The sequence below is a fragment of the Streptomyces ardesiacus genome (assembly GCF_003112575.1).
GTDB lineage: Bacteria > Actinomycetota > Actinomycetes > Streptomycetales > Streptomycetaceae > Streptomyces > Streptomyces ardesiacus.
Window position 1 is genome coordinate 343,380 of sequence record NZ_BEWC01000007.1, and the last position, 25,996, is coordinate 369,375.

Below are 25,996 nucleotides of genomic sequence, written 5' to 3' on the forward strand. Positions count from 1 at the left end.
CAAGTCTCAGTCTCCCGCCACCCGCAGCTCCCTCCCCGTGCCGGCGACCGCCAACGCCCCGTCCCGGTCCGTGCGCAGCACCGTCGCTCCCTGGGCGCGCAGTGCCGCGACCGTGCCCGGCGCCGGGTGGCCGTAGGTGTTGTCCTCGCCGCAACTGACGAGGGCCAGCCGTGGCGCGACCCGCCGGAGGAACGCGAAGTCCTGGTGGGCCGAGCCGTGGTGGGCCACCTTCAGCACGTCGGCTCCTTCCCACGCCGCTGCCGCCGGGGAGCGGGCCAGCTCCCGCTGGGCCGGGGGTTCGAGGTCGCCGAGGAGGAGCAGGCGTATGCCCGCCGTGCGGACCAGGAGGGTGACGCTGGCGTCGTTGGGCCCGCTTTCCGTGCCCGGTGCCGTGGTCGTCGGCGGGCTCGGCGGGGGCCACACCACCTGCCAGGACAGCGGGCCGGAGCGACGCTGCTCTCCGGCGGCCGCGTGCCGCAGGGGGATGCCGGCGGACGCCGCCTGCCTGCGGACGAACTCCGCCTGGTCCACGGGCTCTTCGAGGGCGGTTGTCTCGATCCCGCCCACCGCGCGGCCCCGCAGTACGCCGGGGAGCCCGGCCACGTGGTCGGCGTGGAAGTGGGTGAGCAGGACGAGGGGGACGCGGGTGATGCCGAGGGAGCGCAGGCAGCGGTCGACGGGGGCGGGGTCGGGACCCGCGTCCACGACGACGGCCGTCCCCGGCCCCGCCGCGAGCACCAGCGCGTCGCCCTGACCCACGTCGCACATCACCATCCGCCAGCCGGGCGGGGGCCAGCCCTTGATCACCCGGGCCAGCGGGGGCGGCTGCACCACGACGAGGATCAGGAGCAGGGCGCACAGGCCGCACCACCACGGGTGCCGCAGCAGGCGCCGCCCCGCCGGCAGCGCTCCCGCCGTGACGAGGGCCAGCAGCGCCGCTCCGGCCCAGTTGCCCGGCCAGTCCACTCCGGCGCCGGGCAGTGCGGCCCCGCTGCGGGCGATCCCCGCGATCCACTCGGCCGGCCAACCCCCGCACCAGGCCAGGGCCTTGGCGAGCGGCATCGCCACCGGTGCCGTCGCCAGTGCCGCGAAGCCCAGCACCGTGGCCGGGGCCACCGCGAACTCCGCCAGCAGGTTGCACGGCACTCCCACCAGGCTCACCCGCGCCGACAGCACCGCGACCACCGGCGCGCACAGGGCCTGCGCGGCACCCGCGGCGGCCAGTGCCTCCGCCGGCCGGGGCGGCATCCCCCGTCGGCGCAGCCCCGCGCTCCACCGTGGGGCGATCGTGAGCAGCGCCCCCGTGGCCAGCACGGAGAGCACGAAGCCGTAACTGCGGGCCAGCCAGGGGTCGTACAGCACCAGCAGCAGGACCGCCGTCGCCAGGGCGGGCAGGAGGGTTCTGCGGCGTCCGGTGGCCAGCGCGAGCAGGGCGACGGATCCGCAGGCCGCCGCGCGCAGCACGCTCGGGTCGGGACGGCACACGACGACGAAGGCGAGCGCGAGCAGTCCGCCGAGCAGGGCGGTGGTCCGCAGGTGCAGGCCGAGGCGGGGCGCCAGGCCGCGGCGCTCGCTGCGCTGGGCCAGGCCCGGCGGGCCGAGGAGCAGTGCGAGCACGATGGTGAAGTTGGCTCCGGACACGGCCAGCGTGTGGGTCAGATCGGTCTCCTTGAACGCCTCCTCCAGCTCCGGTGTGACGCGTGCGGTGTCGCCGACGACCAGGCCCGGCAGCAGCGCCCGCGCGTCGGCGGGCAGGTTCTCGGTCGCCTCGCGCAGGCCGGCCCGCAACCGGCCCGCGAGCCGTTGCGCCGCCGAGGGCTCCGACGTCCGCTCCGGTGGCTGTCGGCCCGTCCGTACGCGCAGCACCGCGGCGATGCGGTCGCCACGCTGCTTCGGGGGCGAGAGCCGGGCGGTGACGCGGAGCCGGGTGGTCGGCAGCAGGCTCAGCCAGCGGGAGGGAGCGGGCTCCGCGCGGGACCGATCGTCCTGCGCGCCCACGTCCACGTCCACGAGCACGAGGACCGGTGTCCTGGTCGTCACCGTCCTCCCGTCCCCCTCGGTCACCCGCCGCACGTCCGCCTCGATCAGCACCGTGGGCGGCACCGCGCGGTCGCCCCGGACGCGGGGCCGGGTGAGGCGGGGGTCGGCCGTGACCTCCACCTCGGCGGTGACGGTGGCGTACCGCCGCGCCAGCTCGGGCACGGGGCCCCTGCGCAGGTCCGCGCCGTGCAGCGCGGCCGAGGCGGCGGACGCGGCGATGCAAAGGAGGACGGCGGCGGCCACCGGCGCGTGGGGCCGTCCGCGCCTCGCCGGGCCCAGCAGGAAGGCACCGGCCAGCAGCACACCGGCCGCCACCACCCCCACCGCCCAGCCGGCCGGCACGTCCGGCGTCAGTGCCGCCGTCGCCCAGGCCGCCAGGGCGGGCGGGACCAGGCGCAGGTCGGCCGGGCCCTCCTGCCGGGGATGGGCCGCGCCCAGCCGGTGGCCGGAGGCGGCGTGCACGGCGGCGCGCGGGGGCCTCGCCGGTGGCTCCCGCGGCCCGTCGCACCCCTCGCGCCCGTCCGGCGGCTCCGGCCGGACCGGCCGGACCGCTCCCCTGACGTCCGTGTTCATGGCCGTACGAGGTCTCGCAGGTCGGCGAAGCGGCGTTCGCCGATGCCGTTGACCTCGCGCAGTTCGTCCACCGAGCGGAACCCGCCGTGCTCGGTGCGGTAGTCGACGATGTGCTGGGCGAGGACCGGGCCGACGCCCGGGAGGGTGTCGAGCTGGTCGGTGGTCGCCGTGTTGAGGGAGACGGGTGCCCCGGGTGCCGCTCCCGCCGGTGCGCCCGGGGCGGGGCCCGCCGCGGGCGGGGGTGCGGGCGCGGACGCTCCGACGATCACCTGCTCGCCGTCCACCAGGAAACGGGCCCGGTTCAGCCCGTCGGTCTTCGTGCCGGGCCGCACGCCGCCGGCGGCCCGCAGGGCGTCCGCGACACGGGAACCCGCCGGGAGACTGTGGACCCCGGGATGGCGGACCTTGCCGCCCACGTCCACCACGATCTCGCTCCCGGCCGTGGCCGAGGGCTCGGTCGTGGCCCCGCCCTCGTCCGGGGTCGCGCGGTCCCCGGCCGTCGGCCCCGTCTTCCCCGCTCCGTACGCCGCCGCCTCCCGCACCACCTCGGGCGCCGCCACCTGCTGGGTGCGGCCGGACCAGAAATGCTGCACCGCGAAGACCGCCGCGACGACGAGCAGTACCGAGAGCGCGGCCACGCCACGCCGCTCCAGTCCACACCGTGTCTGCAGCCACAGCGGCATCCGCTCCCGCAGGGCCTGTCCGGTCCGCTCCCGCCAGGTGGTCGTCGCACCGCGGAGGTCACCGGTCCCCGCGTCGCCGGGTGCCCCGGGGCCGGGCCGTGGCGGACGTGGCGGCCCCTTCCCCGACTCGCCCTGCGTCCCCTCGGGGGCCGTCTGCTCGACGCGCTCCCCGAACAGCACCTCGGCCCTGCGCCGCAGCTCCTCCGGCGGCGCGGGCCGGCGCCCGCGCAGGGCACGGGAACGGGGACGGGCGTGGGAGGGGGAGCCGGAGGGGCGGCGGTGGGCGAGGCGGCCGTCGGAGGCCGGGGCGCGGCCCGGGCCACTGGTCGCGGACGTGGTGCCTGAGCGTGATCGGAGAGCCATGCGACGAGGATCGGGCACCCCGCCGGCTCGCGGTGATCATGGTCGAATCCCGGGGACTACCCACGGGTTGTGGAAAACCCCGACACCCTCACGCGGGGCGGGACGGAAACGGCCGACCGGCGGACGTGAGCATGCCTCACCGCGACGAGACCACAACCCCCAGCAACCCCGGCCCCGTGTGCGCGCCGATCACCGCACCGACCTCACTCACATGCAGGTCCGCCAGCCCGGGCACCCGCTCCCGCAGGCGGTCCGCGAGGGCCGACGCCCGCTCGGGGGCGGCGAGATGGTGGACGGCGATGTCGACGGGCGCGCCGCCCGCCCGGTCGGCGGCGATCTCCTCGAGCCGGGCGATGGCCCTGGAGGCCGTCCGGACCTTCTCCAGGGGTTCGATGCGCCCGCCCTCCAGCCGCAGCAGCGGTTTCACGGCGAGCGCGGAGCCGAACAGCGCCTGGGCGGCGCCGATCCGGCCGCCGCGGCGCAGATAGTCGAGGGTGTCGACGTAGAAGTAGGCCGAGGTGTCCGCGGCCCGCTTCTCGGCGGCCGTGACGGCCTCGTCCACCGTGCCGCCCGCCTCCGCCGTCTCCGCGGCCGCGAGCGCGCAGAAGCCGAGGGCCATCGCGATCATCCCGGTGTCCACGACCCGGACCGGGACGGCGGCGTCACGCGCCGCGACGACGGCCGCGTCGTGGGTGCCGGAGAGCTCGGCGGACAGGTGCAAGGAGACGATGCCGTCGGCGCCGGACTCGGCGATCCGGCGATAGGTCGCGGCGAACAGTTCGGGACTGGGCCGGGAGGTGGTGACCGGCCGGCGTTTCTGCAGGGCCTGGGCCAGGGAACGGGTCGAGATCTCGGTGCCCTCCTCCAGCGCCCGGTCGCCCAGGACGACGGTCAGGGGTACCGCTGTGATGCCGTGCCGCTCCATCGTCCGGGCCGGGAGGTAGGCCGTTGAATCCGTGACGATAGCGACATGGCGGGACATGAGCTGGAGGTTACCTGGCGTAGTGCCCGTACGGCAGTCCGGCCCCGACGAGCGGGCGTTCACAGGTCCTCGGCCGGGCGGCCGGGCCGCTCCGGCGGGTCGGAGCGAGGGTCAGGTCGTGCTCTCCGGGCGGGCCTTCTTCTGCCACGGGTACACCGGGCTCGCGGCGGGCGGAGTGATGGCGGGGCGGGCCGAGCCGCCCTCCGCCGGCTCCTGCGCCGGGGAGTCCGGCCAGGTCTGCCGGGTGGACGGGGCGTCGGCGGAGGGGGCCTCGGGCCAGGACGGCGGCGTGGTGCGCGCGCCCTCCCCCGGGCCTGTTCCGGCGTCCGTCTCCGCCTGCGTCCTGGTCTGCGTCCAGTGCCGCAGCGCACCGGCCTCCACGTCGATCTGGGCGCTCAGCGAGTCCAGGTCGTCGTCGGCGAAGCGGCGGGCGCGGTCACGGGCCGCCCAGCGCAGGGCGTCCGCCGACCGGGTGATGCGCTCGGTCCGCTCGCGCAGCTCGGGAAGGCGCTCGGCGAGGGCGGCGCGGTCCGGCTCGGACTCCAGCCGCCGCAGCTCGGCGTCCAGCTCGAAGCCGTGCGCACTGAGCCGCTCGAAGAGGGCGAGGGACTCCTTGAGGGACGCGTCCTCGGCCACGCGCGCGTGGAGCGCGTCCTGCGTGGACCGCATGGAGGTGCGCAGCCCCAGCCGCAACTGGGCCAGCTCCGCGGCCGGCCCCACCTGGACGAGGGACTTGGCCCGCAGGGTGTGGTCCTCGACCGTGCGGCGGGCCTGGGTGATGCCGCGGTCCACGCTGCGCTTGGCGGCGCCGACGGCCTTCACCGTGGCGTACACGCCGAGTACGACGGCGAGCAGGAAGAGCAGGGCGAACACGGTGAGCGCTGCTTCCACGGGGCTCCTCCTCGGGGGACGTCCGGTCCGCGCACCGGCGGTCCACGGCACGCATCGCGCCGCTCTTCCACGGTAAACGCAGCGGGCAGGCCCAGGGTTCCGCAAGAACCCCGAACCTGCCCGTACCGGACCCTGATCCGACCCGTAGGGGACGGCTCCGCGGCCCGCTCACCGGCGGACTACGCCGGCACGATGTTCACCAGCTTCGGCGCCCGGACGATCACCTTGCGGATTCCGGCGCCGCCCAGCGCGGCCACGACCTTCTCGTCGGCCAGCGCGGCCTTCTCCAGGTCGCCGTCGGAGATGGACGGGGAGACCTCCAGACGCGCCTTGACCTTGCCCTTGACCTGGACGACGCAGGTCACGGTCTCGTCGACGACGTAGGCCGGGTCGGCGACCGGGAAGTCCTCGTGGACGACCGAGGTCGTGTGGCCCAGCTTGCGCCACAGCTCTTCGGCGACGTGCGGGGCCAGCGGGGCGACCAGCAGCACCAGGCGCTCGGCGACCGACCTCGGGACCGGGCCGCCGGCCTTGGTCAGGTGGTTGTTCAGCTCGGTGACCTTGGCGATGGCGGTGTTGAACCGCATGCCCTCCAGGTCCTGCCGTACGCCGTCGACGGCCTTGTGCAGGGCGCGCAGGGTGTCGGCGTCGATGTCGCTCTCCGCGACGTCCACGACCGACAGCTCACCGGTGTTCTCGTCGACGACGTTGCGCCACAGCCGCTGCAGCAGCCGGAACTGACCGACCACCGCGCGGGTGTCCCACGGCCGGGACACGTCCAGCGGGCCCATCGCCATCTCGTACAGGCGCAGCGTGTCGGCGCCGTACTCGGCGCAGATCTCGTCCGGCGTGACCGCGTTCTTCAGGGACTTGCCCATCTTGCCCAGCAGCCGGGAGACCTTCTCGCCCTGGTGGTAGTAGGCGCCGTCGCGCTCCTCGACCTCGGCGGCGGGCACCGCGATGCCGCGGCTGTCCCGGTAGACGTAGGCCTGGATCATGCCCTGGTTGAACAGCTTGTGGAAGGGCTCCGCGGAGGAGACGTGCCCCAGGTCGAACAGGACCTTGGACCAGAAGCGCGCGTACAGCAGGTGCAGCACGGCGTGCTCGGCGCCGCCGACGTACAGGTCGACGCCGCCGTGCGGCAGACCCTCGCGCGGGCCCATCCAGTACTGCTCGATCTCGGGGTCGACCAGCCGCTCGCCGTTGTGCGGGTCCAGGTAGCGCAGCTCGTACCAGCAGGAGCCGGCCCAGTTGGGCATGGTGTTGGTCTCGCGGCGGTACGTGCGCGGTCCGCGGCCGTCGCCCAGGTCCAGGGTGACGTGGACCCAGTCCTCGTTGCGGGACAGCGGGGTCTCGGGCTCGGTGTCGGCGTCGTCGGGGTCGAAGGTGCGCGGGGAGTAGTCCTCGACCTCGGGCAGTTCCAGCGGCAGCATCGACTCGGGCAGGGGGTGGGCGACGCCGTCCTCGTCGTAGACGATGGGGAAGGGCTCGCCCCAGTAGCGCTGGCGGCTGAACAGCCAGTCGCGCAGGCGGAAGTTGACGGTGCCCTCACCGGCGCCGGTGCGCTCCAGCCACTCGGTGATGCGCTCCTTGGCCTCGACGACGGGCAGGCCGTCCAGGCTGACCTCGTCGTTGGAGGAGTTCATGATCTTCGCGTCGTACGACGAGAAGGCGTCCTCCCACGTCGCGGTGTCGGTGCCGCGGCCGTCGGTCGGCTCGACGATGCAGCGGATCGGCAGCTCGAAGGCGCGGGCGAACTCGAAGTCGCGCTGGTCTCCGGCGGGGACGGCCATGATGGCGCCGGTGCCGTAGCCCATCAGCACGTAGTCGGCGATGAAGACCGGGACCTGCTCGCCGTTGACCGGGTTGGTCGCGTACGCGCCGATGAAGACGCCGGTCTTGTCCTTGGCCTCGGCCTGCCGCTCGACGTCGGACTTCGAGGCGGCCTGCGCGCGGTACGCGGCGACGGCCTCGGTCGGGGTGGCGTGGCCCCCGGTCCACGCGTCGCGGGTGCCCTCGGGCCAGGCGTCCGGGGTGAACTTCTCGACCAGCGGGTGCTCGGGCGCCAGCACCATGTAGGTCGCGCCGAACAGGGTGTCGGGGCGGGTGGTGAAGACGGTGATGCGCTCGCCGTCGACCGGGAAGTCGACGCGGGCGCCCTCGGAGCGGCCGATCCAGTTGCGCTGCTGCAGCTTGATGGCCTCGGGCCAGTCCAGCTCGTCCAGGTCGTCCAGCAGCCGGTCGGCGTAGGCCGTGATGCGCATGTTCCACTGGCGCAGCTTGGACTTGAAGACGGGGAAGTTGCCGCGCTCGGAGCGGCCGTCGGCGGTGACCTCCTCGTTGGCCAGCACGGTGCCCAGCCCGGGGCACCAGTTGACCGGCGCGTCGGAGGCGTAGGCCAGGCGGTACTCGCCCAGCACGTCGGCGCGCTCGGCCTCGCTCAGGCTGCTCCACGCCCGGCCCGCGTGGCCCGGGACCTCCCGCTCACCGGACTCGAACTGCGCGACCAGCTCGGCGATAGGACGGGCCTTCTTCGCCTCGTCGTCGTACCAGGAGTTGAAGATCTGCAGGAAGATCCACTGGGTCCACTTGTAGTACTCGGGGTCGATCGTGGCGAACGACCTGCGCTTGTCGTGGCCCAGGCCCAGCCGGCGCAGCTGGGACTTCATGTTCTCCATGTTGGCCTCGGTCGACACGCGCGGGTGCGTGCCGGTCTGCACGGCGTACTGCTCGGCGGGCAGGCCGAAGGCGTCGAAGCCCAGGGTGTGCAGGACGTTGTGGCCGGTCATCCGCTGGAAGCGGGCGAAGACGTCGGTGGCGATGTACCCCAGGGGGTGACCGACGTGCAGACCCGCACCGGACGGGTACGGGAACATGTCCATGATGAACTTCTTCGGCTTGGCGACCAGCTCGGGGTCGCCCGCCAGGTCGCCCTTGGGGTTGGGAGCGGCGTACGTGCCCTCGGCGTCCCAGAAGTCCTGCCAGCGTGCCTCGATCTCGGCGGCCATGGCGGCCGTGTAGCGGTGCGGCGCGGCGTCCGCCGACACAGGGGCGGTCGCCGCGGGGTTCGTCTCGCTCATGATCCTCAAAGCTCCATCGATCGTCTCTGCCAGCGGCTGCGACCTTCAAGACCAGCGGCTGCTAGGGCCGGGAAATGAAAAATCCCCTCGCACAGGAGGGGACGCCGCGCCGATTCCGGCCACCGGAGTCGACCGGTGCCGGGACTGATCAGCGCGGCTCGCTAAGCAGAAGGCGTACGGCACGCATGGCGTCAGGGTACCGCAGTCGCACAGCGGGCCGCGACGGGCTTCCGCGGTCACCGGAATCCGGGAACCGTGGTCCGGAAAACGGAGGCCGACCTGAACCAAGGTTAAGGGTTACTTCGCGTAACGACCACTAAGGGACAGCGTTACGAGCGCGCGGTCATTTGATAACAACGCAATAACTCAAACCCCCTACCCACGGGTACGGCGCCACTTAGAGTGCGGCAGCGGGACCGCTTTCCCGAACCGCTCCGGAGTTGCCCCCATGAACCCTCCCCCGATCCACCCTCGCGACACCCGTGCGCGGACTTTCCTCACGTCCCTGACGTGGGGAGGTCCCTCCTCATGACGAACGACAGCACGGTGGACGACACCTTCGCCCAGTTCCTCGACTTCGGCGCCGGCGTCCTCTCGCTCGTCTTCCTGAGCTGCTCGGTCATCTGGGGCCTGCTCGCCCAGGACCGGATCGTCCTCGACACCCGGCAGCGGATCCTGGCCCAGGCGGTGCACCGGACCACCGCGGTCGCCTCGGTCGTCTTCCTCCTGGTGCACATCGGCGTCAAACTCGCCCTCGACCACACCACCTGGGTGGCCGCGGTCCTCCCGTTCGGCCTCCTGGCCACGGACGACGAGGCGTTCGGCGGCCGGGCCGTCCTCATCGGCTTCGGGACCCTGGCCAGCATGCTCATGATCTTCGTGGGGATCACGGGAGCCCTGCGCAACCGCTTCGCCTCCCCGGCCCCCGTGGCGGCCCGCTGGCGGGCGATGCACATGCTGGCCTACCCGGCCTGGTGCCTGGCCCTGCTGCACGGGCTCTACGCGGGCCGGGCGGCGAAGCCGGTCTTCATGGTCCTGTACGCCCTGTCCCTGGTCGGCGTCATGGCGGCCCTGGCGCTGCGCGCGGCGCCCCGCCCGGTCAAGCGCAGGGTCGCCGACCGGATCTCCGGCCTGCTCGGGACCGGGGAGCGGCCCGCCCGGCAGGAGCGTGCGCAGGCGGCGGAGGGCCGGTCCCGGGAGGACGCCGCGGTCCCGGGCCACGAGCGCGCCGGGGCTTCCCGGTCACCCGGCACGTCCCCCTCCGCCCCGCTGTACGCAACCGCGGAGCGCCTCGCTCCCCCGGAGCCCGCGGGCGGCTTCGCGGCGGCCTACCGCGCCGTGTCCGCCCCCTCCGGTCCGCACCGCCCGCCGCTGACGGCCGACCCGCGGCCCGCCGAGGCGATGCCCGCCGCGGACAACGGCGGCGGCACCTCGGGCAGTTGGCCCATACCGTCGCCGCCCCCGGTCGGCGAGGCCCCCCCGTCGCACTACGACCCGCTCAACGACACGGGACACACCATCCCCGTCCACGGCGAACCGGACACCGTGGGCTCCGCCGCCGGCCACGTCCCGGCGTACCCGTCGCCGTACGGCTCGAGTGACGTGTACGACACCCGTGAGACGAACGCGGTCCACGGCACGTACTACCCGGACGACACGTACAACAGCGGTCCCGCCCCTGAATCAACCCCCGGTGCGCCGTCGTCCCGCGACTTCGGCGCACCGGGTTCCGGCGAACCTTGGAACACGCCTTCCGGAGGCTTCAAGTGAACGAGGCCCTGCCCGACGTCCCCGAAGTCCGCGTGGTCGGCCTTCCCCAGCTCACGTCGGGTTTCGACCTTGTCGAGCGGCTCGACCTGCCGATGCACCTCAAGGTGCACGGTCCGCTCGAACCGATGGGCGGGGAGCAGCTCGCGCAGCTCTCCGAACGCATCGGCCTGAAGGGCCGCGGCGGCGCGGGCTTCCCCTTCCACAAGAAACTGCGCTCGGTCGCCGAGGCGGCGATCAAGCGCGGCGTACGCCCGGTCGTGGTCGTCAACGGCAGCGAGGACGAACCGGCCTGCCGCAAGGACACGGTGCTGATCAACCGTGCCCCGCACCTGATCCTGGACGGCGCGCTGCTGTGCGCCGAGGCCATGGGCGCCCGCACGCTGGTCATCGGGGTCACCCGGGAGTCCACGCAGCGCTCCATGGAGGCCGCCCTCGCCGAGCGCGGCCTGAGCAACGGGCGCCGGTCCGCCCTCCGCGCGCGCGTGCAGCGCAATCCGGTGCGCATGGTCACCGGCGCGGCGGCCTCGCTGATCCGCTCCATCGACGGCGGCCCGGCGATCCCGCCCGGCCGCAAGGTGAGCGCCTCCAGGAGCGGCGTCGGCGGCGCCCCGACCCTGCTGTCCAACGCCGAGACCTTCGCCCAGTTGGCGATCGCCGCCCGCATCGGCCCGGAGCGCTACGGCCACACCGGCCTGTACGACGAGCCGGGCACCGTGATGCTCACGGTCTCCGGCGCGGTGGCCCGGCCGATGGTGATCGAGGTCCCCACGGGCGTGCCGCTGCGCTACGTCCTCCAGTTGGCCGGCGCCCCGCCGGTGCCGCAGGGGGTGCTGACCGGCGGCTACCACGGCAAGTGGATCGACGCGGCGACCGTCGACGAGGCGATCGTCTCCCGCAACTCGCTGCAGCAGGTGGGCGGGTCGCTCGGTGCGGGAGCGATCCTGCCGATCAGTCAGGACACCTGCCCGCTGGGCGAGTCGTTGCGGGTGGCGCAGTGGCTGGCCGAGGAGAGCGCGGGCCAGTGCGGCCCCTGCTACCTGGGCCTGCCGGCCGCCGCCCGGGGCCTGGAGGACATCCTGAACGGCGGCGGCCCGGCCGCCCTCGAGGCCGTCAAGCAGGTCGCGAAGAACGTGAAGCGGCGCGGCGCCTGCTCGCACCCGGACGGCTCGGCGATGTTCCTGGAGTCGACCGTCAAGGCGTTCACGGACGACCTGGCCGCGCACGTCCTCGGCAACGGCTGCGGACGGCCCGTGGAGGGTGTCCTGCCGCTCTTCGAGGGGGGCAGGACACCGACCGGCATCCCGGGCGGCGGCGGGGAGGAGGACGGCCCCAGCCGTCAGAAGATCTTCGTCGACTGGACGCTGTGCCGGGGCCACGGGCTGTGCGCGGACATCCTCCCCGAGGTCTTCCAGCTCGGCGCGGACGGCTTCCCGACCGTCGCGCAGGCCGCGGTGCCCCGGTTCGCGGAGGCCAAGGCCGTGCGGGCGGTGCGCCGCTGCCCGGCGCTGGCGCTGCGCATCGAGGAGGACACCCGCGCGCAGGCGCCGTCCTCGCGCACCAACCTGCCGGTGCTGTCCCAGGGACGGGGCCGCCGGGCGCTCGGGCGCTGAGCCGGAGGCTGCGTCGAGAACGAGGAAACCCCCGGATCGTCGATCCGGGGGTTTCCCTGTGTGTGTGGAGCTAAGGAGAATTGAACTCCTGACCTCCTGCATGCCATGCAGGCGCTCTACCAACTGAGCTATAGCCCCTTGTCCTTCATCCGCCCGGTCTCCCCGGCGGCGACGCCAACATTACACGGTCCACCGGGGCAAACACCAAATCGTTTCCGTTCTGCCCGGTTCGCCCTACGCCGTCACGAACGAGTAGAAGCGCTTGAGCGTGCAGTGCTCCTCGAGGAGCCGGCCGTAGATCGGCTCGCCCTCCAGTTCGCGGTACGTCTCGATGGGGTCGCCCTTTATGATCAGCGCCCGCGCGCATTCCTCGCACCAGTACTGGTAGTCGGGGTTGAGCGGCTCCATGTCGCGCACGATGGGCGTACCGCTGCCGCACCAGTCGCACTTCCGCCTGTGTGCACCCATCGTTCAGCTCCAGCTGTGGCCGCAGGCCGTGCACACGTAAGAGATTCCGCCGTTGTCGCCGAGGACCTGGGCCACGTGCCGGGAACCGCAGGAAGGGCAGCTCAGGCGGGTGAGCGTGTTCCTCGCCACCGCTCCGTCGAGGAGGTGACCGACCTCCTCGAGGATGCTCCCAGGCATCGCCACTCCCTCCCGTCGGGCCGCGGTCCCCTTCCGGCCGTTTGATTCTGCCACGACCGGACGACCCGGTCAGCGACGTCTCAGTACCGTTCCGGACACGGAGTCCACCGACGTATACGCCTGTGGGACGCGTGGTGCTCAAGCGGGCGGAGACGAAAAATCCCGCCCCCCGAAGGGGGCGGGATTCATCCGTGGGCTGTGGAGCTAAGGAGAATTGAACTCCTGACCTCCTGCATGCCATGCAGGCGCTCTACCAACTGAGCTATAGCCCCTGGTGCCACGCGACCGGAGCCGCATGGTTCTTCACTTCGTCCGCTCCGCCCGGCGGGGCGAACAAGAAGAACTTTAGCCTGCGACCTGCCGGAAAGTGAAATCCGGGTCCCGGGCCCACCGGCCGGGCCGCCGGCACCGGCTCAGACGTCGTCGCCGAGGACCGGTTCCGGCAGCGTGCCGGCGTTGTGCTCCAGCAGCCGCCAGCCGCGGGCGCCCTCGCCGAGGACGGACCAGCAGCAGTTGGTCAGCCCGCCCAGGCTCTCCCAGCTGTGCGGTTCCAGACCGAGCAGGCGGCCGATGGTGGTGCGGATCGTGCCGCCGTGGCTGACCACGACGAGGGTGCCGTCCTCGGGGAGCTTCTCGGCGTGCCGGAGCACCACGGGGGCGGCGCGGTCGGCGACCTCGGTCTCCAGTTCGCCGCCGCCGCGGCGCACGGGCTCGCCGCGCTTCCAGGCCGTGTACTCGTCGCCGTACCTGGCGATGATCTCCTCGTGGGTCAGCCCCTGCCAGACACCCGCGTAGGTCTCCCGCAGGCCCTCCTCCAGGGTCACCTGGAGGCCGGTGAGCGCGGACAGCTCGGCGGCCGTGGCGGAGGCGCGCGAGAGGTCGGAGGCGACGATCGCGTCGGGCCTCAGGTGCACGAGCAGTCCGGCCGCGCGGCGGGCCTGGGCGACGCCGGTCGCGGTCAGCTCCACGTCCGTGCTGCCCTGGAAGCGGCGCTCCACGTTCCACGCGGTCTGGCCGTGCCGCCAGAGGATGACGCGCCGGCCGCGGCCCGGCTTGCCGGCCGTCACCTCGCCGGTGGCGCTCATCGCCAGTCCTCGTCGGCCGGCGTCGCCTCCTCGGCGGCCTGGAGCTTGGCGTGCTCCTCCGCCTTGCCGCGGGTCTGCCTGGCGTCGGCGGGCAGGTCCAGCTCGGGGCAGTCCTTCCACAGCCGCTCCAGGGCGTAGAAAACGCGCTCCTCGCTGTGCTGGACGTGGACGACGATGTCGACGTAGTCGAGCAGGACCCAGCGGGCCTCGCGGTCGCCCTCGCGGCGCACCGGCTTGGCGCCGAGTTCCTTGCTGAGCCGCTCCTCGATCTCGTCGACGATCGACTTGACCTGGCGGTCGTTGGGTGCGGAGGCCAGAAGGAAGGCGTCCGTGATCGACAGCACGTCGCTGACGTCGTAGGCGATGACGTCGTGGGCCTGCTTGTCGGCCGCCGCCTGTGCGGCGGTGTTGATGAGTTCGATGGAGCGGTCGGTCGCGGTCACTGCCTGGCTTTCGGGTCGGCGGTCGGTTGACCTCAAGGGTCTCACGACCGCCGACACGGGCCCACGCAAAAAACCTCCGCCCCCTACGAGGCCGGCTCGTAGTCCTGGCCGAGCACCACCGAGACCCGCGCGTTCGCGGAGACCTTGCCCCGGGAGACGGAGTCGGTGGACAGGCCCAGGGTCTTGGCGACCTGGACGGCGTTCTCCTTGTCGGCGTCCTCCGCGTAGACGACCTTCGAGACGGCCTCGGTACCGGAGGCGGTGCCGCCCGACACGAAGGTGAAGCCGCCGTTGAGGAGGACGACGCGGGCCTTGCCGGTGCGGTCCTCCTCGCCGGTGGCGTTGCGCACGGAGACGCTGACGGCCGCGTCCTGGTCGGGGCTCTTGGCGGTGCCGCCGAGGACGTCCTTGACGATGCTGTCACTGGCCTCGGCGCTGATCCCGCCGCCGTCCTGGACGGGCAGCAGCGCGGTCTTGAAGTCGCCGCCCTTGGCGCGGTCGGAGAGCCCGGCGAGGAAGGTGCCGAGGTCCTTCTCGGTCAGCGGCGGGTCGAGGATCATCCCGAGGGTCTCGACGGTGGTCGTCGCGGCCTGCGGGTCGGAGGACATCTTGCGCAGCACGCCCTGCATGACCTGACCGAACCGCTGCAACTGGGCGTTCGCGTCCTCGCCCGAGCCCTTGTGGGTGGCGTAGGCGACGGCCATCTTGCCGCTGAGGGTCTGGCGCTCGCCCTTGCGCACGAGGGGCGCGGCGCCCTTCTTCTTGGACTCCGGGTCGGGGACGTCGGCGTCGGTGTCGACCTCGATGTTGCCGACCAGGTCCACGAGGATCTGGAGGTAGGGCGTGTCCAGGCGCCAGGTGCCCTCGATGTCGGTGCCGAGCGCCGAGTCGAGCGAGGTCCGGGTCGCGTCGGGTCCTTCGTCGCCGACGGACTCGGCGAGGGTGGTGGTGCTGCCGTCGTCGCCGGTCAGGGCGAGCGCGTTGGGCACCAGGACGGCGGTGCCCTGCTTGGTGGTGGTGTTGTTCACGAGCAGCGCGGTGGAGGTGCCGCCGCCCTTGGTGTCGTGCAGGTGGACGGCGATCACGTCGCGCTTCTGGGCGCCCGCCGCCGTCGTGCCGCCCGCCTTGTCGTCGGAGGAGGACAGCCCGGGCAGCTTGCCCGCGTACCAGAGGTAGCCGACGCCGCCGACGGCGACCAGTGCCAGGACGACGACCAGGGCGACGACCCGCGTGCGCGCGCGCCGGCGGGCCTCCTCGCGGCGTTCGGTGCGGTTCTCCGTGAACTTCATCCAGTCGATGACGTCCTCGGAGTCGCCGGCCGGCTCCTCGACGAAGGCGAACTGCTCGGTGCGGTAGTCCCCGCCGGCGCCGGGCTCCGGCTCGTCGGTGTCCGTCCGCTCCCGCTCCTCCGGCGGGGCCGCCTGCTGCGGGATGTGGGCGGTCTGCTCGGCCACCCGAGGCTGCGGGCCGCTGGTCGCGGCCCGGCCGTAGGGGTCGTACGGCTGCTGCGGGGCCGGGCCGGACCCGTGGTCGCCGTAGCCCGGCGCGGGCGGCTGCGGGGGCTGCTGACCGGTGTCGTAGCCCCCGGGGGAGCCGTAGGGGTCGTACGGCTGCTGGACGGGCTGCTGGGTGCCCGTGGCGTACGGGTCGTACCCGTAGCCCTGCTGGCCGTACGGCTGTCCCTGCTGTCCGTACGGGTCCTGGCCCTGCTGCGGGTACGGGTCGTACGGCTGCTGCGCGCCGGGCTGGGCCGGTACGTGGCCCTGGGCGCCGCCCTGGGCCTGGCGGTACACCGGGCGGCCGTACGCGTCGTAGCCGACGAGTTCGTACGGGTCGCCGCCGTATCCCGGGTCGTATCCGTCGTTCACGGGTGCCCCTCTCGGCTCACTCGCCGCGGTACAGCCGGCGTTTGTCGATGTAGCGCACGACTCCGTCGGGCACCAGGTACCAGACGGGCTCGCCCTGGGCGACCCTCGCACGGCAGTCCGTGGAGGAGATGGCGAGGGCGGGGACCTCGACGAGCGAGACACCGCCCTTGGGGAGTCCGGCGTCCGTGAGGGTGTGGCCGGGCCGGGTGACGCCGATGAAGTGGGCGAGGGAGAACAGTTCCTCGCTGTCGCGCCAGGTGAGGATCTGGGCGAGGGCGTCGGCCCCGGTGATGAAGAAGAGGTCCGCGTCCGGGTTGAGGGCGCGCAGGTCGCGCAGGGTGTCGACGGTGTAGGTGGGGCCGCCGCGGTCGATGTCGATGCGGCTGACGGAGAACTGCGGGTTCTCGACGGTCGCCACGACCGTCATCAGGTAGCGGTCCTCGGCCGCGGAGACCGTGCGGTGGCTCTTCTGCCACGGCTGCCCGGTCGGCACGAACACCACCTCGTCGAGCTGGAACTGCGCGGCGACCTCGCTGGCGGCCACGAGGTGGCCGTGGTGGATCGGGTCGAAGGTCCCGCCCATGACGCCCAGGCGTCGCTTGCCCGACGGCGGGCCGTCGCCCGGTCCGTTGACCGGGCCGGTGGCGCGGGCGGGCACCGCGTTCTGCGTGCCGCGCGCCGGCGCGTGCGCCGGGCCGGTAGGCGTGTCGTGCTCTCCCATGCGAGCAGACCCTACCGGCCCGCCCGGAACCACCCGGTCGCGCCCACTCGGCCGCCGCTCAGCGGTCGCGGTTGAACCGGGTCGTGATCCACAGCAGGAGCAGCAGGATGATGAGCGCACCGAAGCCGGTGACGTAGGGGCTGAGGCTGTTGTGGTTGCCGCCGTGGCCCTCGCCGCCCTCGGCTGCGAGGGTGGCGAACTGGGCGGCGCTGAGAGGAAGGCTCATTGTCTGCAGGACCTATCCGGTGTGGGCGGGACAAGACGTCCGCTCATCGTATGCGGGCGTCCCGCGGACGATCACGCCGACTCCGCCGACGGAGCCGGGCGGCGCCGGGCCGGGGCGGGCCCCCGGGGAACCTCCGGATCTCCTCAGTCGTCCTTCTGCCTGTACCCCCGCAGCAGGAACCACCCGGTCAGCACGCAGCCCACCACCATCACGATCAGGACGATCCGGAGCAGATTCCCCGGCCCCTGCTGCTCTGCGGCGGTCGCGGCCCCGGCGAGCCAGTCGGCGTGGGGGATGTGCTGCATGGCGTGGACTCCTTCGACGTACTGCCCGTCCACGGTATCTCCGCCTAGGCTGGTCCCGGCTCCGGGGGCGCAAAGGGCCGCACAAGGGTTCGCAAAGGCCCGGCACACACGCAGGTCATACAGACGCACATGGGGGATGAGATGTCCGACGGCCACGACAACGGGCACGAGAAGGTGCCCGGCAGGCAGCGCAGGCGCTTCCCCGGGATCTCCTCGCGTGCCTACGAACATCCGGCCGACCGCAGCGCGCTGGTGGCGCTGCGCAGGCTGAGCGGCTTCGACACGGTCTTCAAGGCGCTGAGCGGCCTGCTGCCCGAGCGGAGCCTGCGGCTGCTGTTCCTGTCCGACTCGGTGCGTGTCTCGGACCGGCAGTTCGCCCATCTGAACGTCATGCTGCGGGACGCCTGCTACATCCTGGACCTGGAGAAGGTGCCGGCGATGTACGTCAAGCAGGACCCGGTTCCGAACGCGATGTGCATCGGCATGGACGAGCCGATCGTCGTGGTCACCACGGGATTGGTCGAACTCCTCGACGAGGAGGAGATGCGGGCGGTCGTCGGGCACGAGGTCGGTCACGCCCTGTCCGGGCACGCGGTCTACCGGACGATACTGCTGTTCCTGACCTCGCTGGCCGTCCGGGTCGCCTGGATCCCGCTGGGCAACGTGGCGATCATGGCGATCGTGACCGCGCTGCGCGAGTGGTTCCGCAAGTCGGAGCTGTCCGCCGACCGCGCCGGTCTGCTGGTCGGCCAGGACCTGCAGGCCTCCATGCGGGGCCTGATGAAGATCGCGGGCGGCAACCACCTGCACGAGATGAACGTGGACGCCTTCCTGGAGCAGGCCGAGGAGTACGAGGCCAGTGGCGACCTGCGCGACTCGGTGCTGAAGATCCTCAACGTGCTGCCCCGCTCGCACCCGTTCACCACGGTGCGGGCCGCCGAGCTGAAGAAGTGGGCCGCCTCCCGCGAGTACCAGCGGACGATGGACGGTCACTACGCGCGGCGCGACGAGGACAAGGACACCTCGGTGCGGGACTCCTTCCGGGAGTCGGCGTCCCACTACGCCACGCATGTGCGCAACTCCAAGGACCCGCTGATGAAGCTGGTCAACGACATCGCGGGCGGTGCCGGCGACCTCGGCGACCGGGTGCGGCGCGGCTTCGGAGGCTTCGGGGGCTCCCGGCCGGGGCCGCCCGGGGACGGCGACGGACCGGCGGGCGGCTCCGAGGGCCCGGAGGGGTCCGGGGGCGAGGGCCCCCGGTCTCCGCGCGACGGCGCCTGACGCCGCGCGGTCACAGCTTCGGCTGGGCGCCCTCGGCGAGGGTGCCGCACAGGGCCGTGGCGTCGCCCGGGCGGAACGGGTCGGTGCCGGCGGGGAGGCCGGCCCCCGCCTGCTCCCCCGCCAGCAGCGGGCGCAGGTGGTTCGCCGAGTCCCCGGCGCAGGACATCGGCCCGGCCTGGACGTAGGAGCCGACGAGCCGGGTCTGGTGCAGGCGCAGGTCGTCGCGGTCGAAGCGGAAGTGCAGCTCGCGCCGGACGGTGAACAGCGACTCCTCGGCCCGGTCGCCGTGGGCCGGGCGCAGCGCGTACACCATGGTGTGGTCGGCGGTGACGTCCAGGGTGGACGCGTCGCTCTCGACGATCCGCAGGCTGCCGTCCACCCGGATCCCGGGGTCGGCCAGCTCGGCCCGGGCGGGGTCGAAGCGGATCAGCCATCCGGTGGGCGTGTGCCGGCCGTCCGCGGCGGGGCTGTCGAAGCTCTGGTCGAACTGCTGGAACTGGTCCGGGTCCAGCAGCACCCGCACCGAGCGGACCTGGCCGCCGCGGAGCACGTCGGGGTCGAGCGCCGAGCGGACGATGTAGGTCTTGGCGGTGGTGAGCGCGTTGAGCACCTGGTCCTCGGAGAAGTGCGCCGTGCGCCGCGCCCCCGGCAGCGGGACGCCGTCGGCCGCGGTCCTGAAGTGCGCGGCGGGACTGTGCGCGTACAGGCGGGCGGCGTCGTCGGCGCCGGGCACCCGCTCGCGCGGGGCGAGCGGGACGACGGTCATCCGGGCCGGTTCGGCCGCCCGCTCCACCGTGGGGCTCTGGTACGGGTGCCGCACGCCCATGTAGATGGCGGTGCCGAAGGCGACGGCGATCAGGACGACGAGGATCAGCGCCTGCCGGGACAGTCCGGCCCGGCGCAGTGGCGGGCGGGGGCGTACGGCGGGCGCGTGGTCGGTGATGCGCTCCTGGGCGGAGAACTCCTGGAGCCGGGCAGCACGCACGAACGATTCGTCGAAGACGACGGACCGGTATTCGTCCTCTCCGCCTCCGGGGGCGCCCTCGGGCGTTCCTCCGGGCGGACCGCCACGCCCTGCCATACCTTCAGAGTGGGTCTGCGGCAGGTCGTGTAAACGCGCCGGTGCGGGTCAAGTTGGGCCCGGTCCGGCGTCGTCCGGCGGCAGGTCAGGGGCTGCGCGGAAGCACCGGGACGGCCGGCCGGGAGTAGTCGGCGGAGGCCGAGGGCGTCACGGTGCCGCCCTGTTCGGGGCCGGTCGAGGCGGGCGGGGGCACCTGCTGCGGGCCGCCGCCCGAGGAGGCGCCGCGGTAGACGGCCACGAAGGCCAGCGCGACCATGCTGATGCCCATCGCGAGGGCGAGCAGCCAGGCGACGGGGCGGTGCCAGCGGACCTGCTTGCCGTAGGCCGCGGGAGCGCCGTAGGGGCGGTCGAGGGGGTCGCGGTCGTCGTCCGGGTCGTCGAGGTCGGGATCGGGGGCGAGGTCGCCGTATCCGTCGTCGTAGCGCTCGGCCCTGCTGCGGCCGCGGCGGGCCGCCTCGGCCTCGGTGGCCTCGGCCCGGGCCTCCGCGGCGGCCAGGAGGCGTTCGACGGCGGTCGGCTCGTGCACCGCGGCCGCCTGGACGAAGGCCTCGTCGAAGACCACGGAGGCGAACTCTTCGTCCGACACCCCGCGGTCGTGGTCGTCGTCGGGCTCCCTGCCGTCCGGAAACGGCGTGCCCCCCACGTCCTCCGGCACGGGTCCAGCCTAGACCTGGGGGGTCGTTTTGGGCAGACGGCGGGGAAATTCATCCAGTGGGTGAGATGCCCCGATCGGTGCGCCTGCGGCGGGCCGGCTAGCGGCGGACGTGCCCGTCGCCGGTGACGATGTACTTGGTGCTGGTCAGCTCCGGCAGGCCCATCGGGCCCCTGGCGTGCAGCTTCTGCGTGGAGATGCCGATCTCGGCGCCGAAGCCGAACTGGCCGCCGTCGGTGAAGCGGGTGGAGGTGTTCACGGCGACGGTGGTGGAGTCGACCAGTTGGGTGAAGCGCCGGGCGGCCTGCTGGGAGGTCGTCACGATGGCCTCGGTGTGGCCGGAGGTCCACAGCCGGATGTGCTCGACGGCCCGGTCCAGGGAGTCGACGACGGCCGCGGCGATGTCGTACGACAGGTACTCGGTCTCCCAGTCCTCGGGCGTCGCCTCGACGACGGTGGCCCGGGAGTCCTTGGCGTACGCCATCACGCGCTCGTCGGCGTGCACGGTGACGCCGGCCTCGGCGAGGGCGTCCAGCGCGCGGGGCAGGAAGTCGGCGGCGATGTCCTGGTGGACCAGGAGGGTCTCGGCGGCGTTGCAGACGCTGACCCGCTGGGCCTTGGAGTTGACCAGGATGTCGACGGCCATGTCGAGGTCGGCCTGCGCGTCCACGTAGACGTGGCAGTTGCCGGTGCCGGTCTCGATGACGGGGACGACGGACTCCTGGACGACGGTGTTGATCAGCGAGGCGCCGCCGCGCGGGATGAGCACGTCGACCAGGCCGCGGGCCCGCATCAGCTCGCGCACGCTGTCCCGGCTCTCGCCGGGCACGAGCTGCACGGCGTCGGCGGGCAGCCCGGCCCCGCCCACGGCGTCGCGGACGACCCGGACCAGGGCGGTGTTGGACTGGTAGGCGGAGGACGAGCCGCGCAGCAGCACCGCGTTGCCGGACTTCAGGCACAGGGCGGCGGCGTCGACGGTGACGTTGGGCCGGCCCTCGTAGATGATGCCGACCACGCCGAGCGGCACCCGGACCTGGCGCAGGTCGATGCCGTTGGGGAGGGTGTTGCCGCGCACGACCTCGCCGACCGGGTCGGGCAGGGCGACGACGTCGCGGACGTCGGAGGCGATGGCCCGGACCCGCTCCGGGGTGAGGGTGAGCCGGTCGACGACGGCCTCGCTGGTCCCGGCGGCACGCGCCTTGGCCACGTCCTGGGCGTTGGCCTCGACGATCTCGCTCGTACGGACCTCCAGCGCGTCCGCGACGGCGAGCAGCGCGTCGTCCTTCGCGGCCCGCGGCAGCGGCGCGAGGTCGGCCGCGGCGGACTTGGCCCGGTAGGCGGCCCGGGTGACGGGTGACATCGAGTCGTACGGCGAGAGCGTGGTCATGAGGGGAAGGGTAGTGCGCGCCGTCGGGGCGGCCACCTGCCGTCCCACCCCGCGAGATGCGCCGGGAGGGGGTCGGCGGAAGGGGTCAGAACGGGTGAACGCCGACGGGTGTCGCCGGTGCGGGGCCGTACCCGGCGGCGATGCGCTGGTGGTAGGTGGCCCGGTCGATGACCTCCAGGCCGACGATCTCCCAGGGCGGCAGTCCCGCGGTCTGGCGGTGCTCGCCCCACAGGCGCAGGGCGACGGCGGCGGCGTCGTGCAGGTCGCGGGCCTCCTCCCAGTAGCGGATCTCCGCGTGGTCGTCGGCGTAGCGGCTGGTCAGCAGGAAGGGATGGTCGTGCGCGAGCTGTTCGAGCGCCCGGCGCACCTCGGCGAGCGGGGCGCGTGCGCCGGAGACGCTGAGGGTGACGTGCCACAGGCGCGGGGTGTGCTCGGGCTCCTCGCCGCGGAAGCGGTCGCCGGCGGCGACGCTGGTGAGGGCGCGCTCCTCGCCCGGTGCGCGGTTCGCGCTCCGGGCGCCGCCGGGGCGCGCGCCGGCGGCGCCGCGTGCGCCCGTGCCGCCTCGGGAGGCGGCACCACCGCGGGGCGCCGGCGGCCCAGGGCGTACTCCGCTCACGTCGGCCTCCTTCACGCACACGGCTCGGCCCGGTGGTCGGCCGGGCTTTGTCCCTGAGGAAAGTTGAGCAGGCCGCGCGAGATCGCGGGGCGGTTTTGCGGAACGTCCACCACCGATTCGGGGACGTTTCGACCCATTACGGGTGCAGGATCACCAGATCGTCCCTGTGTACGACCTCGCGTTCGTACGCGGGTCCGAGTTCGCGCGCCAGTTCCCGGGTCGAGCGGCCGACCAGCCGGGGCATCTCCTTGGCGTCGAAGTTGACCAGCCCCCGGGCCACGGGCCGGCCCGCGCCGTCCCGCAGCTCGACGGGGTCGCCCGCGGCGAAGTCGCCCTCCACCCCGGCGATCCCGGCGGGCAGCAGCGACTTGCGGCCCTCCACGACCGCCCGTACGGCGCCGTCGTCGAGGATCAGGGCCCCCTGCGGGGCGGAGGCGTGCTGGAGCCACAGCAGCCGGTCGGCGGAGCGCCGGCCGGTGGCGTGGAAGTACGTGCCGGTGTCGCCCCCGGCCAGGGCGTCGGCGGCGTGGACCGCGCTGGTCAGCACGACGGGGATGCCGGCGGCGGCGGCGATCCGGGCCGCCTCGACCTTGGTGACCATGCCGCCGGTGCCGACGCCCGCCTTGCCGGCGCTGCCGATCTCGATGTCGGCGAGGTCGGCCGGTACGCGCACCTCGGCGATCCGCGAGGTGCCGGGCCTGCTCGGGTCGCCGTCGTACACGCCGTCCACGTCGGACAGCAGCACCAGCAGGTCGGCGTGGACCAGGTGGGCGACGAGGGCGGCGAGACGGTCGTTGTCGCCGAAGCGGATCTCGTCGGTGGCGACGGTGTCGTTCTCGTTGACGATCGGGAAGGCGCCCATCGCCAGCAGCTTGTCGAGGGTGCGGGACGCGTTGCGGTGGTGGGCGCGGCGGCTCATGTCGTCGCTGGTCAGCAGCACCTGGCCGACGCGGACGCCGTAGCGGGCGAAGGAGGCGGTGTAACGGGCGACCAGCAGCCCCTGGCCGACGCTGGCGGCGGCCTGCTGGCGGGCCAGGTCCCTCGGGCGGCGGCGCAGGCCGAGGGGGGCGAGGCCGGCGGCGATGGCGCCGGAGGAGACGAGGACGATCTCCTTGTCGGTGCCGCGCACCTTGGCGAGCACGTCGACGAGCGCGTCGACCCGGTCGGCGTCCAGGCCGCCCGCGGCGGTGGTCAGCGAGGAGGAACCGACCTTGACGACGATCCTGCGGGCCTCGCCCACGGCCTGCCTTGCCCCTGCCACGGCCCCGTCCGCCTCTCCCGTCGACACACGCCGATCCCTGCGCTCGCCAGGCAATCTACGCGAAGCCGCACACCCGCCGCACCGGAGTTCACGCTGCGGACAGGAGGCCGGGGGGCGCCCGCCGCCGGACGCCGCGTCCCTCGCCGCGCGCACCGCGTCCGCCGTGCGTTCCGGCCCGTCAAGGCCCCGCGTCAACACGCGCGTGTCGTCCGGTGGTCACTGGGCGTTAACCCGGTTGTCCGATGCGCGACGAGCCTGGAGCGACCGCAGTGCCCCTCACCCCGCCCCGCCTGCCCCGCCGCCGTCCTCCCCGTGGGCCCCGCCCCGGCCCGCCCGCACGGCGGACCGTCGTGAAGCTGCTGGCGCTGGGCGGGCTGGCGGCCGCCTTCGCCGCGCAGGCGCTGGGCGCGCTGCTGCCGCACGTGCCGCTGCTGCTGGCGGCGAGCGCCGCCTCGCTGGCCGCCGAGGGCGTGCTGTACCGGTGGCAGCGGGGCATGGTGTCGCTGTTCGCCAAGTCGCACGCCGACCTCACGGTCCGGCACGTGCTGCGGGACCTGCTGCTCGTGGTGGGCCTGCTGCGCCTCGGCGAGCAGCACCGCGAGGGGGCGTACGCCCCGCTCGTCGCCGGGCTGCTCGTCTTCTACGCGCTGCACTGGGCGATCCAGGCGGTGTCCGTCCTGGTCCGGCGCACCCGCACGCTGCCCGTGGTGACCCGCAACATCGACGCCTCGGCGCTGCGGCTGACCCCGGCACCCCCGGTGCTGCTGCGCCGTTCCGGGCACCGGCTGGCGGTCTTCGGGCTGCCCGCGACGGGCGGGCTCGCGGCGACGGCGGCGGCCGACGCGCCGGTGTACGGGGCGGCCGGGCTCGCGGTGTCCCTGGCGGCGGCGCTGGCCGGCCTGGGCACACTGCTGCTGCGGCTGCTGCCGGGCCGCCGGCCGGCCGGTGAGCAGGAGGTGCTCGACTGGTTCGACGCCTGGCTGGCCCGGTACCGGCCCACCGTCGGCCTCTACTTCTCGGGCGGGGCGTCCTCGGCGTACCAGGCGAACATGTGGCTGGAGCCGCTGGCCGGCCTGGACGGGCGCCCGGTGATCGTGCTGCGGGAGCGGCACATGGTGCAGCGGATCGCGGCGACCGACATCCCGGTGGTGTGCCTGCCGAAGGTGTCCACGCTGATGCGCCTGGAGCACTCCACGCTCCGCGTCCTCCTGCACCCGTCCAACTCCGGGAAGACCTCGCAGGTCCTGCGCATCCCGACCATCAAGCACGCCTTCGTCAACCACGGGGAGAGCGACAAGCTGTCCTCGTGCAACCCGTACGCGAAGGCGTACGACGAGGTGTGGGTGGCCGGCCCCGCGGCGCGCGAGCGGTACGCGCTGGCGGAGGTCGGCGTCGAGGACAAGGACGTCGTGGAGATCGGCCGCCCGCAACTGGACGCCGTACGGCCCTGCGCCGGGCCGCCCGCGCCCGGGGCGCCGACCACCGTTCTGTACGCGCCGACCTGGGAGGGCTGGGACGGCAACCCGGGCAACACCTCGGTGGTCGAGGCCGGGGAGAACCTGGTGCGGGCGCTGCTCGCGGACCCGGGCGTACGGCTGCTGTACAAGCCGCATCCGCTGACCGGCTCCGTGGATCCGCGGGCCCGCGCCGCCGATCTGCGCATCCGGGAGCTGGTGCGCGCGGCGAACCGGGAGCGGGGCGGGCCCCGTCCCGACGCCTCGGCGGCCGCCGGTCTCGCGCGGCGGGCGGCGGAGCTGGACCGCCTCACCGCGGCCGGTTTCCGCCCGGCGGCGGACCAGGCGGAGCGGATGCTGCGGCAGCCCGCGCTGGAACCCGGGCGGGCGGAAGCGGTGCGGCGGGCCGCGGCCGCGTGGGAGGAGGCGTACTGGGCGTCGCTGCCCGCGGGGCAGCACCAGGTGGTCACGGACGCCCGGCCGGCGCTGTACTCCTGCTTCAACCGGGCCGACCTGCTGATCAGCGACGTGTCGAGCGTGATCAGCGACTTCCTGGCGAGCGGCAAGCCGTACGCGGTGGCCAACACCAGCACGCTGGCCGAGGACGTGTTCCGCAAGTCGTTCCCGACGGTGGCGGCGGCGACCGTGCTGACGCCGGACGCGTCCGGGGTGCCGGCGCTGCTGGAGTCGGTGCGGCATCCGGAGCTCGACGAACTCGCCGGGGAGCGGGCCGCGTTGGCCCTGCGGCTGCTGGGTCCGGCCGAGCCGCCGTCCCGGGAGCGCTTCGCCGGTGCGGTGCGGGACCTGTGCGCGGAAGCGGTACGGCACCGGGCCAGGATGGCGGAGCGGCTCGCCGAGGAACTCCCGCCCGCCGGACCGCTCCCCGGCCCGCGCCGCGAACCCGCCCGGCCGTCCGCCCCCTCCGCGGCCCCGGAACCGCACGGCCGCGTCTGAGTCCCTTCCCGGCCCGGCGGGCACC

At 73.7% G+C, this 25,996-nt stretch carries 22 protein-coding genes and 2 tRNA genes; 4 read left to right on the forward strand and 20 right to left on the reverse strand.

Going from position 1 to position 25,996, the window contains the following annotated elements; genetic code table 11:
• Positions 1-6 precede the first annotated feature (6 nt).
• The 5 genes from Sdi02f_RS23640 to leuS form a co-directional block, all read right to left on the reverse strand.
• Positions 7-2,613 (reverse strand): ComEC/Rec2 family competence protein, encoded by a 2,607-nt coding sequence (locus Sdi02f_RS23640; protein ID WP_108933978.1) that lies wholly within the window; start codon positions 2,611-2,613, stop codon positions 7-9.
• Positions 2,610-3,659, reverse strand: coding sequence for a ComEA family DNA-binding protein (locus tag Sdi02f_RS23645; RefSeq protein WP_031184571.1), 1,050 nt, complete (start codon positions 3,657-3,659; stop codon positions 2,610-2,612). Before Sdi02f_RS23645 ends, Sdi02f_RS23640 begins: the two co-directional genes overlap by 4 nt.
• A gap of 136 nt (positions 3,660-3,795) precedes the next feature.
• Positions 3,796-4,641 (reverse strand): DegV family protein, encoded by an 846-nt coding sequence (locus tag Sdi02f_RS23650; protein WP_030399896.1) that lies wholly within the window; start codon positions 4,639-4,641, stop codon positions 3,796-3,798.
• Positions 4,642-4,752: 111 nt separating this feature from the next.
• Entirely contained in the window at positions 4,753-5,532 is a 780-nt protein-coding gene (locus tag Sdi02f_RS23655; protein WP_030399897.1) for a hypothetical protein, read from the reverse strand.
• Between the two features lie 179 nt (positions 5,533-5,711).
• Positions 5,712-8,612, reverse strand: coding sequence for a leucine--tRNA ligase (leuS, locus tag Sdi02f_RS23660; protein ID WP_031081703.1), 2,901 nt, complete (start codon positions 8,610-8,612; stop codon positions 5,712-5,714).
• Between the two features lie 528 nt (positions 8,613-9,140).
• Between leuS and Sdi02f_RS23665 the strand changes: the two genes are divergently transcribed.
• Entirely contained in the window at positions 9,141-10,382 is a 1,242-nt protein-coding gene (locus tag Sdi02f_RS23665; RefSeq protein WP_108933979.1) for a hypothetical protein, read from the forward strand.
• Positions 10,379-11,992, forward strand: coding sequence for an NADH-quinone oxidoreductase subunit NuoF family protein (locus tag Sdi02f_RS23670; protein ID WP_053662272.1), 1,614 nt, complete (start codon positions 10,379-10,381; stop codon positions 11,990-11,992). The genes Sdi02f_RS23665 and Sdi02f_RS23670 overlap by 4 nt, the downstream gene beginning before the upstream one ends.
• A 65-nt stretch (positions 11,993-12,057) precedes the next feature.
• Here the strand turns inward: Sdi02f_RS23670 and Sdi02f_RS23675 are convergent.
• The 10 genes from Sdi02f_RS23675 to Sdi02f_RS23720 form a co-directional block, all read right to left on the reverse strand.
• Positions 12,058-12,130, reverse strand: a tRNA-Ala gene (locus tag Sdi02f_RS23675).
• Between the two features lie 96 nt (positions 12,131-12,226).
• Entirely contained in the window at positions 12,227-12,460 is a 234-nt protein-coding gene (locus Sdi02f_RS23680) for a hypothetical protein (RefSeq protein WP_019523121.1), read from the reverse strand.
• Between the two features lie 3 nt (positions 12,461-12,463).
• On the reverse strand, positions 12,464-12,637 hold the full coding sequence (locus tag Sdi02f_RS23685) for a hypothetical protein (protein ID WP_107049486.1): 174 nt from the start codon (positions 12,635-12,637) through the stop codon (positions 12,464-12,466).
• A 199-nt stretch (positions 12,638-12,836) separates the two neighbouring features.
• Positions 12,837-12,909 (reverse strand) — tRNA-Ala (locus tag Sdi02f_RS23690).
• Positions 12,910-13,050: 141 nt separating this feature from the next.
• Positions 13,051-13,722 (reverse strand): histidine phosphatase family protein, encoded by a 672-nt coding sequence (locus tag Sdi02f_RS23695; RefSeq protein ID WP_030399901.1) that lies wholly within the window; start codon positions 13,720-13,722, stop codon positions 13,051-13,053.
• Complete coding sequence (rsfS, locus tag Sdi02f_RS23700) at positions 13,719-14,165, reverse strand: ribosome silencing factor (RefSeq protein WP_108933980.1); 447 nt, start codon at positions 14,163-14,165, stop codon at positions 13,719-13,721. Before rsfS ends, Sdi02f_RS23695 begins: the two co-directional genes overlap by 4 nt.
• 83 nt (positions 14,166-14,248) lie before the next feature.
• Complete coding sequence (locus Sdi02f_RS23705) at positions 14,249-16,033, reverse strand: LCP family protein (RefSeq protein WP_108933981.1); 1,785 nt, start codon at positions 16,031-16,033, stop codon at positions 14,249-14,251.
• A gap of 16 nt (positions 16,034-16,049) precedes the next feature.
• Positions 16,050-16,754, reverse strand: a complete 705-nt coding sequence (gene nadD / locus Sdi02f_RS23710) for a nicotinate-nucleotide adenylyltransferase (protein ID WP_030399904.1) — start codon at positions 16,752-16,754, stop codon at positions 16,050-16,052.
• A gap of 58 nt (positions 16,755-16,812) precedes the next feature.
• The gene (locus tag Sdi02f_RS23715; RefSeq protein WP_030399905.1) at positions 16,813-16,980 is read right to left on the reverse strand and encodes a hypothetical protein; all 168 of its coding nucleotides are present in this window, start codon (positions 16,978-16,980) and stop codon (positions 16,813-16,815) included.
• A gap of 143 nt (positions 16,981-17,123) precedes the next feature.
• Positions 17,124-17,285, reverse strand: a complete 162-nt coding sequence (locus Sdi02f_RS23720) for a hypothetical protein (protein ID WP_030399906.1) — start codon at positions 17,283-17,285, stop codon at positions 17,124-17,126.
• 141 nt (positions 17,286-17,426) lie between these two features.
• Between Sdi02f_RS23720 and Sdi02f_RS23725 the strand changes: the two genes are divergently transcribed.
• On the forward strand, positions 17,427-18,566 hold the full coding sequence (locus Sdi02f_RS23725) for a M48 family metallopeptidase (protein ID WP_037824402.1): 1,140 nt from the start codon (positions 17,427-17,429) through the stop codon (positions 18,564-18,566).
• Positions 18,567-18,576: 10 nt separating this feature from the next.
• On the opposite strand, the gene Sdi02f_RS23730 is transcribed toward Sdi02f_RS23725, so the two are convergent.
• The 5 genes from Sdi02f_RS23730 to proB all read right to left on the reverse strand — a co-directional run bounded on the left by Sdi02f_RS23730 (position 18,577) and on the right by proB (position 23,563).
• A complete protein-coding gene (locus tag Sdi02f_RS23730) occupies positions 18,577-19,647 on the reverse strand; it encodes an SCO2583 family membrane protein (RefSeq protein WP_031184566.1) in 1,071 nt (356 codons plus the stop codon).
• 85 nt (positions 19,648-19,732) lie between these two features.
• Positions 19,733-20,302 carry an SCO2584 family spore wall biosynthesis protein gene (locus tag Sdi02f_RS23735; RefSeq protein WP_030399909.1) on the reverse strand — a complete coding sequence of 190 codons (570 nt, stop codon included), beginning with the start codon at positions 20,300-20,302 and terminating at the stop codon, positions 19,733-19,735.
• 97 nt (positions 20,303-20,399) lie between these two features.
• On the reverse strand, positions 20,400-21,686 hold the full coding sequence (locus Sdi02f_RS23740) for a glutamate-5-semialdehyde dehydrogenase (RefSeq protein ID WP_030399910.1): 1,287 nt from the start codon (positions 21,684-21,686) through the stop codon (positions 20,400-20,402).
• Positions 21,687-21,771: 85 nt separating this feature from the next.
• On the reverse strand, positions 21,772-22,302 hold the full coding sequence (locus tag Sdi02f_RS23745) for a DUF8830 family protein (RefSeq protein WP_108934053.1): 531 nt from the start codon (positions 22,300-22,302) through the stop codon (positions 21,772-21,774).
• 136 nt (positions 22,303-22,438) lie between these two features.
• Positions 22,439-23,563, reverse strand: a complete 1,125-nt coding sequence (gene proB / locus Sdi02f_RS23750; protein ID WP_108934054.1) for a glutamate 5-kinase — start codon at positions 23,561-23,563, stop codon at positions 22,439-22,441.
• 350 nt (positions 23,564-23,913) lie between these two features.
• Here proB and Sdi02f_RS23755 point away from each other — a divergent pair, with 350 nt between their 5' ends.
• Positions 23,914-25,971, forward strand: coding sequence for a hypothetical protein (locus tag Sdi02f_RS23755; protein ID WP_167458239.1), 2,058 nt, complete (start codon positions 23,914-23,916; stop codon positions 25,969-25,971).
• The last annotated feature ends 25 nt before the right edge of the window (positions 25,972-25,996 follow it).